Origin of the sequence: Sporosarcina sp. P12(2017) (assembly GCF_002743035.1) — a bacterium.
GTDB classification, from domain to species: Bacteria; Bacillota; Bacilli; order Bacillales_A; family Planococcaceae; genus Sporosarcina; species Sporosarcina ureae.
The window spans coordinates 77,696-92,260 of the sequence record NZ_PDYL01000016.1; the positions used below are offsets into that span (position 1 = coordinate 77,696).

The 14,565-nt window shown below is 41.1% G+C and carries 12 protein-coding genes; 10 read left to right on the forward strand and 2 right to left on the reverse strand.

Going from position 1 to position 14,565, the window contains the following annotated elements:
- Positions 1-10 precede the first annotated feature (10 nt).
- The 4 genes from CSV80_RS13330 to CSV80_RS13345 are packed head-to-tail and all read left to right on the forward strand — an operon-like array spanning position 11 to position 2,944.
- Positions 11-1,204, forward strand: coding sequence for a pyridoxal phosphate-dependent aminotransferase (locus CSV80_RS13330; protein ID WP_233201591.1), 1,194 nt, complete (start codon positions 11-13; stop codon positions 1,202-1,204).
- A 44-nt stretch (positions 1,205-1,248) separates the two neighbouring features.
- Positions 1,249-1,956, forward strand: a complete 708-nt coding sequence (locus CSV80_RS13335) for a DnaD domain-containing protein (RefSeq protein WP_099671120.1) — start codon at positions 1,249-1,251, stop codon at positions 1,954-1,956.
- Positions 1,957-1,964: 8 nt separating this feature from the next.
- Positions 1,965-2,612 (forward strand): endonuclease III, encoded by a 648-nt coding sequence (gene nth, locus CSV80_RS13340; RefSeq protein WP_099671121.1) that lies wholly within the window; start codon positions 1,965-1,967, stop codon positions 2,610-2,612.
- Complete coding sequence (locus CSV80_RS13345; protein WP_099671122.1) at positions 2,609-2,944, forward strand: YpoC family protein; 336 nt, start codon at positions 2,609-2,611, stop codon at positions 2,942-2,944. The genes nth and CSV80_RS13345 overlap by 4 nt, the downstream gene beginning before the upstream one ends.
- Positions 2,945-2,988: 44 nt before the next feature.
- Here CSV80_RS13345 and CSV80_RS13350 read toward each other — a convergent pair whose 3' ends face one another.
- The gene (locus CSV80_RS13350; RefSeq protein ID WP_099671123.1) at positions 2,989-5,685 is read right to left on the reverse strand and encodes a transglycosylase domain-containing protein; all 2,697 of its coding nucleotides are present in this window, start codon (positions 5,683-5,685) and stop codon (positions 2,989-2,991) included.
- A gap of 24 nt (positions 5,686-5,709) precedes the next feature.
- Positions 5,710-6,321, reverse strand: a complete 612-nt coding sequence (gene recU / locus CSV80_RS13355) for a Holliday junction resolvase RecU (RefSeq protein ID WP_099671124.1) — start codon at positions 6,319-6,321, stop codon at positions 5,710-5,712.
- 201 nt (positions 6,322-6,522) lie between these two features.
- On the opposite strand from recU, the gene CSV80_RS13360 reads away from it, so the two are divergent.
- The 6 genes from CSV80_RS13360 to CSV80_RS13385 all read left to right on the forward strand — a co-directional run bounded on the left by CSV80_RS13360 (position 6,523) and on the right by CSV80_RS13385 (position 14,512).
- A complete protein-coding gene (locus CSV80_RS13360) occupies positions 6,523-6,900 on the forward strand; it encodes a YppE family protein (protein ID WP_099671125.1) in 378 nt (125 codons plus the stop codon).
- Positions 6,893-9,157 (forward strand): DEAD/DEAH box helicase, encoded by a 2,265-nt coding sequence (locus CSV80_RS13365; protein WP_099671126.1) that lies wholly within the window; start codon positions 6,893-6,895, stop codon positions 9,155-9,157. The genes CSV80_RS13360 and CSV80_RS13365 overlap by 8 nt, the downstream gene beginning before the upstream one ends.
- 173 nt (positions 9,158-9,330) lie before the next feature.
- Positions 9,331-11,526: a 5'-nucleotidase C-terminal domain-containing protein gene (locus tag CSV80_RS13370; RefSeq protein ID WP_158231903.1), complete on the forward strand. Its 2,196-nt coding sequence runs from the start codon at positions 9,331-9,333 to the stop codon at positions 11,524-11,526.
- Between the two features lie 157 nt (positions 11,527-11,683).
- On the forward strand, positions 11,684-12,037 hold the full coding sequence (locus CSV80_RS13375) for a hypothetical protein (RefSeq protein ID WP_099671128.1): 354 nt from the start codon (positions 11,684-11,686) through the stop codon (positions 12,035-12,037).
- A gap of 231 nt (positions 12,038-12,268) precedes the next feature.
- A complete protein-coding gene (locus tag CSV80_RS13380; RefSeq protein ID WP_099671129.1) occupies positions 12,269-12,637 on the forward strand; it encodes a DUF488 domain-containing protein in 369 nt (122 codons plus the stop codon).
- 579 nt (positions 12,638-13,216) lie between these two features.
- Complete coding sequence (locus CSV80_RS13385) at positions 13,217-14,512, forward strand: DUF2254 domain-containing protein (protein WP_099671130.1); 1,296 nt, start codon at positions 13,217-13,219, stop codon at positions 14,510-14,512.
- Positions 14,513-14,565 lie beyond the last annotated feature (53 nt).

Consider the following 14,565-nt stretch of genomic DNA (forward strand, 5'->3'; position numbering starts at 1 on the left):
AGCGGTCAATTTGAAAAAGCAATTAGCGTCCAGAGTAAATACTTTATCACCATCTACAACATTAGCGATTACAGCGAAGGCAAAAGAAATGAAGGCAGCCGGTATCGATGTGATCGGACTCGGAGCTGGCGAACCGGATTATAATACGCCTAAAAACATCTTAGAAGCAGCGTATCAATCAATGCAGGATGGGAAGACGAAATATACTCCGGCGGGTGGTCTTCCGCAACTAAAGGATGCCATAATTGACAAATTGAAAAGAGACCAAGGATTGACTTATACGCGCAAGGAAGTGTTAGTCGGTATTGGAGCGAAGCACGTGCTCTATACACTTTTCCAAGTGCTGCTTAATAAAGGTGATGAAGTGATCATCCCTTCGCCATTCTGGGTCAGTTATCCTGAACAAGTGAAACTTGCAGAAGGTACTCCTGTGTTCGTTGAAGGGACAGCTGCAGAGCAGTTCAAAGTATCAGCCAAGCAAATTAGAGATGCGATCACGGATCAAACAAAAGCCATCATCATCAACTCACCGGGTAATCCAACAGGTATGATTTATTCGAAGGAAGAACTCACGGCGATTGCGGAAGTTTGCCGTGAAAAAGATGTATGGATCATTTCAGATGAAATTTATGAGAAGCTTGTTTATGATGGGAAAGAACATGTATCGATTGCGCAGCTTTCAGACGATGCAAAAGATCGCACATTCATTATTAATGGTGTTTCGAAATCCCATTCAATGACAGGCTGGAGAATAGGATATATCGCAGGTGATGAAGAAGTAGTCGGCGCGATGACGAATCTTGCAAGCCATTCTACATCCAATCCGACGACGACTTCGCAATATGCAGCAATTGAAGCATATAACGGATCTCAAGACACTGTAGAAGTCATGCGAAAAGATTTTGAATCCCGTTTAAATCAGGCGTACCCTAAACTTTCTGCTGTCCCAGGTTTTGATGTATTGAAGCCACAAGGTGCATTTTATCTATTGCCTGACGTACAGGAAGCAGTTAAGAGAACGGGCTATGCAAACGTAGATGATTTTGCACAAGCATTATTGACAGAAGCTAAAGTAGCGGTCATTCCAGGTACTGGATTTGGTTCTGATACGACAATCCGTCTTTCTTACGCAACATCAATCGATCAGTTGGAAGAAGGTATTGCACGTATCGATCAATTTGTAAGAGATCATTGGAAAGCGTAAAACAGAAGCAACCGATAAGTTGCTGATGAGAGGAAGTTTCAAATATGCAACAAGATGAGCGGCTGAAAATTTGGATGGAGCAGGGAAATGTTTCTATTTCTCAGCTCTTTTTTCAACATTATAAACAACTGCTGATTTCAGATAGTGACGCCATGGTATTATTGCATTTAATCGCATTTCAAGAAGCGGGGAACTATTTTCCAACCCCTACCGATATCGCGAATCGTATGCAACTGCAAGAGAAAGAGGTAACGAATTGTCTGCAACGTATGATGCAAAAAGGATTGTTTTCAATTGAGCAAAGTACCGATGAAAATAAAGTATTGCATGAGCAATTTTCTTTTTATCCTTTATGGAAACGATTGATAGATGAAGTCGAAAAACAATCGATGGAAACCGAGGAAGAAGTAGTCAAGCAAGAAGAGGGAGAAATCTTCTCGTTGTTCGAGCAAGAATTCGGCCGCTTCTTGTCCCCTATGGAATTTGAAACAATCGGTATGTGGATTGATAAAGATGGTCATTCAACTGAAATTATTCGCGCAGCATTAAGAGAAGCCGTATTAGCACAGAAAATGAGTTTGCGCTATATAGATCGAATTTTATTTGAATGGAAAAAGAAAAATGTTAAAACGATGCGTGATGTTGAAAAACAAACGAAAGCGTTTCGTCCAACAACGATAGCAACAACACCGCAAGTGAAAACAGCGGTTAAAGATGTGCCTTTCTATAATTGGCTCGAAGAACGGGAGTAGGTGAAACGATGCTGACAAAAACACAGTGGCAAACATGCCTGCAAACATTCGACGAGATGTTTCCTGAAGCGCATTGTGAACTCGTTCATAAGAACGCTTTTGAATTGCTGATTGCGACACTTTTATCTGCACAATGTACGGACGTGTTAGTCAACCGAGTGACTGCAGAGCTGTTTAAGAAATATGAGACACCAGAAGATTATCTGGCCGTTCCCATTGAGGAATTACAGCAAGATATTCGTTCAATTGGTTTGTTTCGTAATAAATCAAAAAATATCCAAGCACTTAGCCTTCGGTTGATTGAAGAGTTTGGTGGGGAAGTACCTCCTAATCGAGATATCATGATGACGTTGCCGGGTGTGGGTAGGAAAACAGCCAATGTCGTCGTGTCGAATGCGTTCGGCGTGCCGGCATTAGCCGTCGATACACATGTCGAACGCGTAGCGAAGAGACTAGGTATGAATCGCTGGAAAGATCGACCGATTGATGTAGAAGAAAAAATCATGCGTTGGACACCGATGGAACTGTGGACTCAGACTCATCATCAAGTGATTTTCTTTGGTCGCTATCATTGCAAAGCGCAAAATCCCAACTGTCCAGAATGTCCGTTATTGGATTTATGCCGCGAAGGCCAAAAAAGGATGAAAGTGAAATGACGTATGAACAATTAAAGGAAAACGTACAACAAGTACTCGATATATGGGAACAGCAACAACCTGAATTAGAAAAAACATACGCTGTAAATGATCCACGTAAATTAGAATTAATACAACCGGCCATCGATAAGCTCGAATGGTTAGTTGAGAAAAGTGAGCGGTTGGAAAATCCACACACGGGTAAACTGCATCACGCACTTGCGCCAAATAATTACGAGGAACGAATAGAGTTCATCAAGCGTCAAAAAAGCAGTCATTATGCTTTAATTCAATTGACTATGCTATATGATGAAATGAAAAAGAAAGCAGCGCGATTACGCGTTCAACAATAAAAAGAGCGATTCTACACGTACTTTGCGTGTAAAATCGCTCTTTTTTAATTGGAAGAGGAGTCAGATGACGTTTCACCGGCATCGTTAGGGTTTTGTCCTTGATTCCCTTGATTCCCTTGGTTCCCCTGATTTCCTTGTCCTTGGTTAGGCTGACCTTGATTTTGGTCCTGATTCTGGTCCTGGTTGTTCTGGTCATTAGCGGAGTTATTGCCATCTTGATTGTTCGAGCCGTCTTGTTCCGATTGATTTGGATCTTCATTATCGGAGTCATTGCCGTCACCTGAGTCAGTGTCTGATGGATCATCTTCGATATTATTTTGATCATCTTGGTTTTCATCGGGCTCAACAATTGGCTGATCTTCAATAACCGGTTCATCAGCGCCTTTTATCAAAAGGGAAGCTGTAGCTGAACCACTTGTATAGCCACCCATGTTGGCACTGACTTGGAATGTGTAATTCTTACCGTATTCCACACCAGAGTATGTCGTTTGCTTATCGGAGGTCGTCGTGATACTTTGTGCTGCACCACCATCAACAGAGACACTGACGTTGAATGTAGGACTTCCGAGACTGTTGTATTTTTCTGGCACATCATAATTCCATTGTAATTGAATCGTATTAGAATTCGCATCGAATTGTGCAGTTAATCCATCAGGACTTGGAATGGAAATTTTTTCAGGAATCGATGTTTTTTTGGGTAATGTACCTCTGACAAATAATTCATTACTGACGAGATTACTATAAGTGAATGAACTGGCAAGCATGATCGGGTCGCTACCTTTGACAATTGCCGCTTCTTCGACTGAGTCCGGTTGAACGAATGTACCCGGATCTTTTGCGATGCTACTCATCACAGTTCTGAATAGATTTTGTGGTACGTAGCGTCCTTGGTCATAGGTCTTAATCGGTGTGGAATATTTTGCATATCCGCCCCATGTAGAGATCGTATACTCTGTCGTATAACCTGTGAACCATGTATCCGGAACATAATGATCTTCCCAATTATTCTTTTTCAGAGTCTCTGCAGGGTAATTCGTTGTGCCTGTTTTTCCTGCAATATCCATATTGTCGATATTTGCTCGTCTTCCTGTCGCTTTATACTCGGTAAGTACATCACGCAATACATCTGTAATCATGTAAGCTGTGGAATCTTTCATTGCGGTTACAGGGTCCGGACGTAAATTCTTTTCCGTTTTGCCGTCACGCAAGATCAGCTTATTTACAGTATGGGGCTTTGTGTAAATACCGCCATTACCGAAAGCGGCATATGCGCCTGCCATTTGCACTGTGGAGAATTCCTCTCCGCCACCAAGCGCATTATTTGAATTTATCCCATCATACGTAAACCCAAGTTTCTTAGCAAAGGCTTCGGCTTTCTTCGGTCCTACTTTTTCAAAGGTCTTCACTGCAGGTATGTTTCTGGACCAATACAGTGCCTGCCGCATAGTCAATGTTCCAAGGAAATCACCATCTGCGTTACCGATCGTTTTACCAGAATCTGTATAGCTGTAAGGTTCATCTACTACCTTTTGACCTGTGGACCAATCTAGTTCTTCAATTGCTGGGCCATACGATAAAATGGGCTTAATACTAGAACCTGGCGCACGTTTGACTTCAGCAAAATTCAAGTTTCGCCCCGAATAATTCCGTCCGCCGCCAATAGCCACGATCGCACTTGTTTTCGTATCCAACACTGTCATACCGGCTTGCATTTCATCCGATTCATAATAGCTTGGATCATTGATTGCCGCTTCTACTGTTTCTTGTACTTTCGGGTCTAAAGCGGTTTGCACTGTGACACCTTCAGATAGAAGATCGGTGAAACCAGCCGCCTCGATTTCATCAAGTACAGCATCTACATAAGCTGGGTATTTACCGAACACTTCACGATCTTCTTCTGCCAATAAAGTGGAAGTGACTGGAACTTTTTTCGCTTCATTCATTTCAGCAGTGGAGATTTTGCCATGACGTTCCATAAGTGTGAGGACAATATTACGACGCTTTTCTGCACGTTCTGGATGTTTAAACGGATTATAGCCGTTTGGAGACTGTGGCATACCCGCTAGCATGGCCATTTCAGGTAAGTCCAGTTCGCCTACTTTTTTACCGTAGAAGAAATTCGCGCCTGTGCCGATGCCGTAGCGAGTACCAGACATGAGAACTTTATTAAAGTACATCTCGAAAATTTCTTCTTTTGTATATTCTTTTTCTAATTTGTGCGCAAGCCAAGCTTCCTGTGCTTTACGCTTCAACGTTTTTTCATTCTTCAAGAATGAGTTTTTGATGACTTGCTGTGTTAATGTCGAAGCACCTTGTGATCCAAAACCGCTGCGGAAGTTGGCAATTACCGCTCCTCCAAGACGATAAAAATCGATTCCACCATGCTTGAAGAAACGAACGTCTTCCGTAGCCAGAATCGCATCTTTCATTTGCTCGGGGATTTCATCATATGGCACGAATTCCCGTTTCTCTGCACCGAACTTCATGAATATATCGCCATCTTTTGTTAGGAAGTTAGAGGTGAGGGGATCTTTCAACAACTCTTCATCTAAGTCGGGTGCTGTACTTGCATAATAGGCAAATAAAGAAGCCCCGCCAACTAGCACTAAAAGGAAAAGCGCCGCAATTCCTAGAAGTATTTTCTTCCATAATTCAGTAGGGAGCTTTTTTTGCGGACGCTTTGGTTGCTCCGTCACTTGTTTCTTCCTTCTTGCCGTTCTCGAGTTTATGTTATCACTCATAATATTTCCTGCCTTTCGCTTTCATTAATCTGTCTTGCGCTTGATCCAATCCGCCACGGCTTGTATATAATCTAACCGTGGATGAAAACCGGTATTGATTTCGATAGATCGTTCTTCTATTTCAGAAAGCGTAATGGACTTTCTTCCGCCTTCTTCCATGCGCTGCCACAAAGGATAAAATTCCTCGAATGGCAGTAAGAAATATCGATCTAACAATGTAAAGTTCACAATAAAAAAAGCAAGTCCGGATTGGTCGATTACTTGCTTCATGTGCTGCACTTGATGCATATGAATATTTTGCAGTGGCAATGAAGTTTTATTTTTGGTTTCCTTCGCTTCAAAGTCCACATAATATCCATTCCACACACCATTATAGTCCGTTGTCGAAGGCGTACGGAAATACGCTTCAGTGATCACTGCAGCACTTCTTGCAGGATAGCGAACATTGACGATTTGTATGGGGACCGGCTTTTTATGGATGACGGCAAGACCATGTGCCAAATAGTATTCATTTGTGTCGTTGAGTTCGTCTTCTAATGATTTACCCCGATTACTGAAGGAGTAGTCATATGTTTTCTTTTTCGTAGAAGACACGGAAGGATTGAACTTTTTTCCGTTTGGATAACGTATCGCCAATGTGACCACCTCGTACTCTACATCATATCATACCGACTATTAGACGAGTTACCAAAAAGAAAGTTTCCAACGAGTTAAAAGTAGTCAAATTCGTGACGGCTTGGAATGTTTGTTCGTAGAAAGTGGAGCTGTAGTTGAATATCTGATAAAATAAAGGATAAGATGTTTTATCACAATGAATACTAAAGGAGTTTTATATAAATGAGCAAGATAGAAGACACAAAGTTATTGCTGACAATTTGTGATGAATGTGAACAGCGGTTTTATCATATGAGAGAGACGGATCATGAACCAGATTTCTTTGAAGAAGTGAAGCCGTATGCCGATGTTAGTCACCAGGCAATCGCGCAATGGGCCGAAGAGATGAAGGTGTGGATACAGAAGGAAAAGCCACGGTATGTGCATGAAGTGCAAGTGGATTCGTTAAAAGATTCCATGACTCAATTCGTCGTACAGTCTTTCTATAAAGCGACTGGAAAAAAGCGTTTTATTCTATCTATCCGTGCAGCACGCTATACTTTGCAAACGGTTTTGGACGCAATGAGCGCAGACCGAGGAGAGGACCATGTGAATGAATAAACATAGTATACCCGATACCATTCAAGAACTATTCGCTGACTCACGCTTTGGTCCGAATATCGCCTATATCGAAACGCTTAAAGAGCAAGAGGCTGTCATGGCGGAGTTTCCTCCCGTATTGCATACGTCGATTCGTAAAGCGCTAGCAACGAAGGGAATCTCGCGGTTATACAGTCATCAGCGACAAGCATTTGACAAAGTGCGTGAAGGTCACTCGATTACGGCCATAACTCCGACTGCTTCAGGGAAATCATTATGCTATCACTTGCCGGTATTGCAGTCGATTTTGGATGATCCATCTTCGCGTGCACTGTATTTATTTCCAACGAAAGCATTGGCTCAGGACCAGCTAGCAGATTTGCATGATTTGATTGAAGCGAGTGGCGAAACGATTTTAAGTCACACCTATGACGGAGATACCGCACCTGGCTTGCGGACTAAAGTTAGAAAATCTGGACATATTATTTTAACGAATCCTGATATGCTTCACTCTGCCATATTGCCTCACCATACTAAATGGATTTCATTGTTTGAGAACTTGAAATATATTGTGGTAGATGAACTCCATACGTATAAAGGTGTTTTTGGCAGTCACGTGGCGCATGTGTTAAGAAGATTACAGCGTATTTGTCGATTTTATGGCAGTGATCCAATTTTTATTTGTACGTCCGCAACGATTTCAAATGCTAAGGAATTGGCAGATAATCTGACGAATAAAGATATGGTGTTGATTGACCAAAATGGAGCACCACGCGGCAAGAAACATTTTGTTTTTTATAACCCGCCAATTGTCCACGATGTGTTTGGCATACGGAGAAGTGCAGTGCTTGAGGTTCGTGATTTAGGCGCATTTTTATATCAAAAGCATATTCAAACGATTATTTTTGCGCGAAGTCGAGTGCGTGTAGAAATGCTCGTAACGTATATGAAAGAACTAACAAAGAAAAAATTATTCGATAAGACTGTAATGGGCTATCGTGGAGGCTATTTACCATCAGAACGTAGAACCATCGAGAGTGGACTAAAAAATGGTGATATTCGCACTGTCGTCAGTACAAATGCACTGGAACTTGGTATTGATATAGGCCAATTACAAGCATGTATCATGACAGGTTACCCGGGAAATATTGCGAGTGCACTGCAACAAGCAGGTCGGGCGGGTAGACGCCAGGAAGACGCTCTAATCATTTACGTAGCACAATCGATGCCGCTTGATCAATATATTATTCAACACCCGCAATACTTGCTCGGACGGCAGCCGGAAGAAATTCATATTCATCCGGACAATATGCTGATATTGATGGATCATCTGAAATGCGCTTCATTTGAACTACCATTTAGCTCTACTGAGACGTATGGTGAATTTGAAGTACAAGAATTACTAGCGTTTTTACAAAGTGAAGGTGTGTTGTTACAAACATCGGATAAATGGCATTGGATGACGGATCGTTTTCCTGCTGGAGAAATCAGTTTACGTTCGGCTTCTCAAGAAAATGTCATCATCATTGACCAATCATTTCCGAAAGAAACGCGTGTCATTGGCGAGATGGACCGCTTCAGTGCGATGACGTTGTTGCATGAAGAAGCGATCTATTTGCATCAAGGAACGCAGTATCAAGTAGAGGAACTGGATTGGGAAGAAAAGAAAGCGTACGTGACCGTCGTCGATGTCGATTATTTCACCGATGCAAATCTCGCAGTTGAACTGAAAGTCATCAGTGAAGACAAGCGAATGGAAGATGGGGAGCGTACGCTAGCTTATGGAGACTTAGCGGTGCTCGCCATTCCGACAATCTTTAAGAAAATTAAATTTGATACGCATGACAATATTGGTTCAGGTCCGATCTCGTTGCCTGCTGAAGAAATGCATACGTCAGGCACGTGGTTAACGTTCGATGTACCTGAAGGTTGGGAGAAATCCGATTTGACCGACGCGATGACAGCTGCAGCGTATGCAATTCAATCACTGGTACCGTTATTCATCAAATGTGATCGAAGTGATATCCATGTCGTACCGCAAGTGAAAGCCATTCATATGGAGCGGCCGACATTCTTTATTTACGATAGCTATCCAGGTGGGATTGGTTTGAGTGAAAATATTTACAGCCGCTGGAAAGATTTATTAATGCTTGCAGCCGATCATGTAGCGGAATGTCGTTGTGAATACGGCTGTCCCGTTTGTATTGGAGCGCAGGAAGCAGGCCAGACGAATAATAAACATCGTGCACATAGCTTACTAGCAGAGTTGGCAAAGTGAAAACGAGTCGAAGCGAATCACTTCGACTCGTTTTTTTGTATGCATAAAAATAAAATGGCAAGTACATTCATTGAAAACTTCCAAAAAAATACTGACACTCTATTAAAATAGGTGTATATTCTGGTAGTATGAATATGTACAACTATCAGACTATTACAGTGGGGGGTAAAAAGATGAATAAAAGAAAAGTGCATAGGTTTGGTGCAACATTTGCTGTCGCTAGTGCCATTGTATTGGCGGGAGGCTCTGTCAGTGCGGCGGAGCAATGGTATACCGATGTATCAAAGGACAACACCCATTATGTAGCCATTAAAGCGTTGACGGAACAACAAATCATTCGTGGCTACTCGGAAAATCAGTTCAAACCTGGGCATTCAATTGAGCGTCGTCACGCAGCGTTAATCTTGGCAAAGTTAGGGGACTTTGAAGAACCAACTAATGTGGCGGATGTATTAAAAAAGTTTAAGGATATTTCAGCAGACAGTTTCTATGCGAAAGAAATGGCAACTCTAGCGAATGCCAATGTATTTAAAGGGGACTCAAATGGGAATTTCAAACCAACAGCCGCCCTGACACGTCAGCAAATGGCAAACGTACTAGTGAATGCATTAGATCTTGAGAAATACGATACAGGCAAGAAAGTGGAAATTAACTTATCGAATGTAGGAGAGTCACACAGAAGAGGTGTGCAAATCCTTGCGAATCTCGGTTTGACGGATCAACTGAGTAATTTTAGGCCGAATGAGCCCGTTACACGAGGTGCCTTCTCATCATTCATTCATCGTGCCAATCAGCTACAGCAAGGGGATTTCACATTATCGTTAATGCATATGAATGACACGCATGCGCGCGTTGCGGAAATGCCGAAAGCTGTTACTGCTATTAAAGAAGTACGAAATGAAAAGCCGGATGCTTTGCTTCTTCATGGGGGAGATGTTTTCTCGGGAACATTGTATTTCTCAGAGTTTGAAGGACAAGCTGATCTAGAACTGATGAACTTAATGGGTCTGGATGCAATGGTATTTGGTAATCATGAATTTGATTTAGGTGATAGTAAAAACGGACACCAATCACTGGCGAATTTTGTGAAAGGCGCTAATTTCCCTGTAATCGGCACCAACATTGATTTCTCTAAAGATCCAGCTCTGAAAAACCTAGTAAGCGAAACAGAATTTACGAGCACACCGGCATTGGGAGAAATTCATAAAGGCTTAATCAAAGAAGTGAATGGGGAAAAGGTTGGTATCTTCGGATTGACGACTGAAAGCACAGCGTTTGTGGCTAGTCCAGGAGCAGTAGAGTTTTTGGGTTATAAAGAGTCAGCTGAAAAAGCCGTAGCCTACTTTGAGAGCCAAGGAGTCAATAAAGTTATTTCGATAAATCATCTTGGATTCGATAGTGATCCATCTGTAGGAAATGATTTGCTTCTAGCTCAAGCAGTTGAAGGCATCGATATTATCGTCGGCGGGCATTCACATACGAAACTGTCAGAACCGGTCATTGTCGACAAAAATGCAAATGGAGAAAGCAAAGATCCTACAGTCATAGTTCAAGCTGATCAATACTTGACTCATCTAGGAACGTTAGACGTAGAATTTGATGATCAAGGCGTCATTACAGGACATGCTGGCGAATTAATCAGCTTAAAAGACAAAGTGAATGATGCAGAAGCAGCGGAAGCACTTCTAAAATATTCTGGAAAAATTGATGAAACGTTTGGTAAAGAAATTGGCGCAACGTTAGAAGTGGATCTACCGAACCCAAGAAGTCGTGGAGAAGAGAATCCAACGGAAAGTGTCCGTGCGAATGAAACAGCACTAGGTAACTTAATAACGGATGGAATGCTAGAAAAAGCAAAAGAATACGATCCTAAAGCGGTAATTGCTCTGCAAAACGGTGGGGGAATCCGTAACCATTTGGATAAAGGACAAGTCACGGTCGGAGCAGTAATTGAAGTACTACCATTTGGAAATACATTATCTCTTGTTACGCTCACGGGTGAAGAAATTAAAAATACGCTTGAGCATAGTGTGCGAAACTCACCTAATGAAGAGGGCGGTTTCTTGCATATGTCAGGAATGAAAATAACATTCGATAGCAGTAAAGAAGTGGGCAACCGCATTCAGACTATGCAAGTAAAAATGAATGGCGAGTTCGTTGATGTGGAAATGGATAAAGAATACGTGATCACGACAAATGCCTTTACAGCAAGAGGCGGAGATGGTTTTAAAGTACTTGAAGAAGCATATGAAAATGGTCGAGTGACTGATCTTGGTTTGGATGACTGGGTTAACCTACGCGATCACATGATCAAGCTTGGAACAGTCAAGCCTGAAATTGAAGGTCGAATTATTGACGTGAATAAGTAATGTATTTTCACTAAAAAAGAGTTGGAGCTTAAACGCTTCGACTCTTTTTTAATGAAATATTTTTAGTAGATGTATCCTTTCTACAATATGCCTCTATATAGCATGTGAGGAGATAAAAATATATCTCCTACATTCGATTCTATTAGGAGGAAATACTATGTATTTATTACTCGACGAACCATCATTTAGATTGCAAACGACTTTAGTTATGGAAATTGGGCTTAATGAGGCTTTTTTACTGCAGCATCTACATTATCGTTCGCTCATCTCAAAAAATGAACGGGATGGATATAAGTGGGTGTACAAAACGTATGAGGACTGGAAGGAAGAGATTCCATTTTGGTCACTCAATAAAATCCGGCGTACTATTTACAGTTTAGAATCACAAGGCTATCTGATCTCTAATTCTTCGTATAATAAAATGAAAATTGACAGAACAAAATGGTATCGCGTTGATTATACGAAGCCGATCTTCCACATCCAAAAAGGTACGGTGGACATTTCAGATTGAAACGAGGACGGTACAAATGGAAACGACGGATATACTCGAAATGGTCAAATGGAATGATCCGAACTGGGCAAGCCAATAACCAATGTACTATAAATAACTTAAGAATAAAGATATTGTCGAGATGAATCTCGACGTTGCAATTTTTATGTACTACTTTTCAAAACGAATAACATGTTAATTTATAGAATTTAGGGTAAAAGAAATAAGAGAGGCGAATAGGAGGAGATCTATATGCCAGTTCAGATTAAACGGGTTTATGAAGATGCAAAAAAAGCAGATGGAATGCGAGTTCTAGTTGATCGTATGTGGCCACGTGGAGTAAGTAAGGAAGATGCGCAAGTGGATGAATGGTTGAAAGAAATAGGACCGAGCGAAGAACTTCGCCAATGGTTTAATCATGATCCCGATAAATTTGATGAATTTAAAGAAAAGTATAAAGAAGAATTGAAGAACAATGAAGAACAGCAGGAAGAGTTGGAGAAGTTGAAGGACTATACTAAGGAACATAAGAAGGACATAACGCTAGTGTTTGGAGCAAAGGATGAAAAGAATAATCAAGCTGTAGTATTAAAAGAAATCTTGGATCATCAGCAAGTATAATGATTGAATATAAAAATCGCTGTTCAAAGCAACAAGCACTTGAATAGCGATTATCCATATATTGAACTAGCTATCATTTATTTCTACTGGTTAGCAAATACTGTGCGTTCATTACAATTAGCATGAGTCCTACAATGGAAATAGAGAATAACTGGGAATCAACGTTGCCTACGGAGTAGAGAAATAACATTAATGCGAAGATCAATGACAAATTCATCGTGTTAAACGTTTTATAATAGCCTTGAAGCATGACGAATCTCTAGCCTTCATCCGAAGCCGATATTAGCTCACGATCAGGATAAACAGTTTTCATTAAACCGGGCAACAACATGGAAAATATGGTGGATAGTACTAACGTACCGCCGGAAGTCAGGAATAACCATGTCGGCTCTCTTTTTTATCTGTGTAGCACTGACAGTAATGGAAACAATAGCAATAAAGGATAGCAACACATACAATATTTACCTCAAATGCAACATAAGTCGTTTATGTAATTAAAAAATATCGTTACGGTTTTCAATCTGCAATACAGAGTCTAATAAAAATGGTTACCATGTAGCTGTTAGGGGAAGGGAGAAGATGTCCATGCTTAAACGGGTAGTAGTGAGAATGCGTGAAAGTATTTGGCTTATTCCGAGCGTTTATACAGTTCTTGCATCCATTTTTGCACTTGCCACGGTATTAGTCGACACAAAGTATAACAACGCCCTGAAAGAATACATACCTAGTTATTTCAGGACAACAGTGGATTTAGCACAAACCATTTTGGGTACATTATCAGGTGCATTGCTGACCATGACAACCGTCACGTTCTCGACAATTATGGTCGTGCTGACGATGTACTCTTCACAATTTTCACCTCGAGCACTTCAGAATTTCTTGAATAAATCATCTACTCAGCGTGTGTTAGGAATCTTTATGGGAGGCTTTGTCTACACCATTTTATCGTTATTATTCATGCGCAAAGCATCCATCAACCATGAAGTGATTTCTGCTTCTGTCGGAGTCGCGCTTGCAGTGATCTGTCTAGTATTCTTCGCGTTTTTTATACATAATGTCGGTACTTCGGTTCAAGTAAGTCGACTTATTCGTGAATTAACCGATGATGTACTCATCGCGCTCAACAGTGAAAAAAATGGAATGAAAGAAAATCACGTAGTCTGGAGCAATGAAAAACCTTTTTTCGCACAGAGTTTTTCTTTTGTTACTGAAGTGAAGAGTGAAAACTTTGGTTACATACAATATATCGAGTATAAGAAATTGACGAAATGGGCGATTGAACACCAAGCAATGGTGGATGTAGTAAAGCCAATTGGCGCTTTTTGTGGAACACATACGAGTATTGCCACTGTATATTCTCAGAAAGAACTTTCTACTGACGACCTTTCATCGCATTTTGTATTAGGTGAAGAACGTTCAATTTTACAAGATGTAGAGTATGGTATTGAAAAAATTGTGGAAATTGCGTTACGTGCATTGTCTCCAGGAATCAATGACCCTAATACCGCAATCCGTTGTATTCATTCGATAGGGGAAGTGTTGCAACGAGCTACTCTCTTACCAGGAGGTACCGCGGTGACATACACAGAGGAGAACAAGCCGTGTGTTGTGGCAGTGTATCCAAGTTCGGAAGACTATTTCTATGCAGCGTTCAGCCAAATTAGTTATTACGGTAAAGAAGATACAAGTATTCTCAATGCTTTGTTAGATGCTCTTCTGTATATTGCACGTAATTTGGAAGATGAAAAAACGAAAAAACTCGTTTTGCTGATGACCAATTATGCGTGGAACCATTTCACTCATTCAGTACTTGAGCCCTTGGATAGCTTGCGGTTGCAAGAGAAACGTCAAGTGATAGACGAACTGACGAAGTAAAACATACTAACATTAGTAGTACAAACCAAGGCCATGGTTTGTACTACTAATGT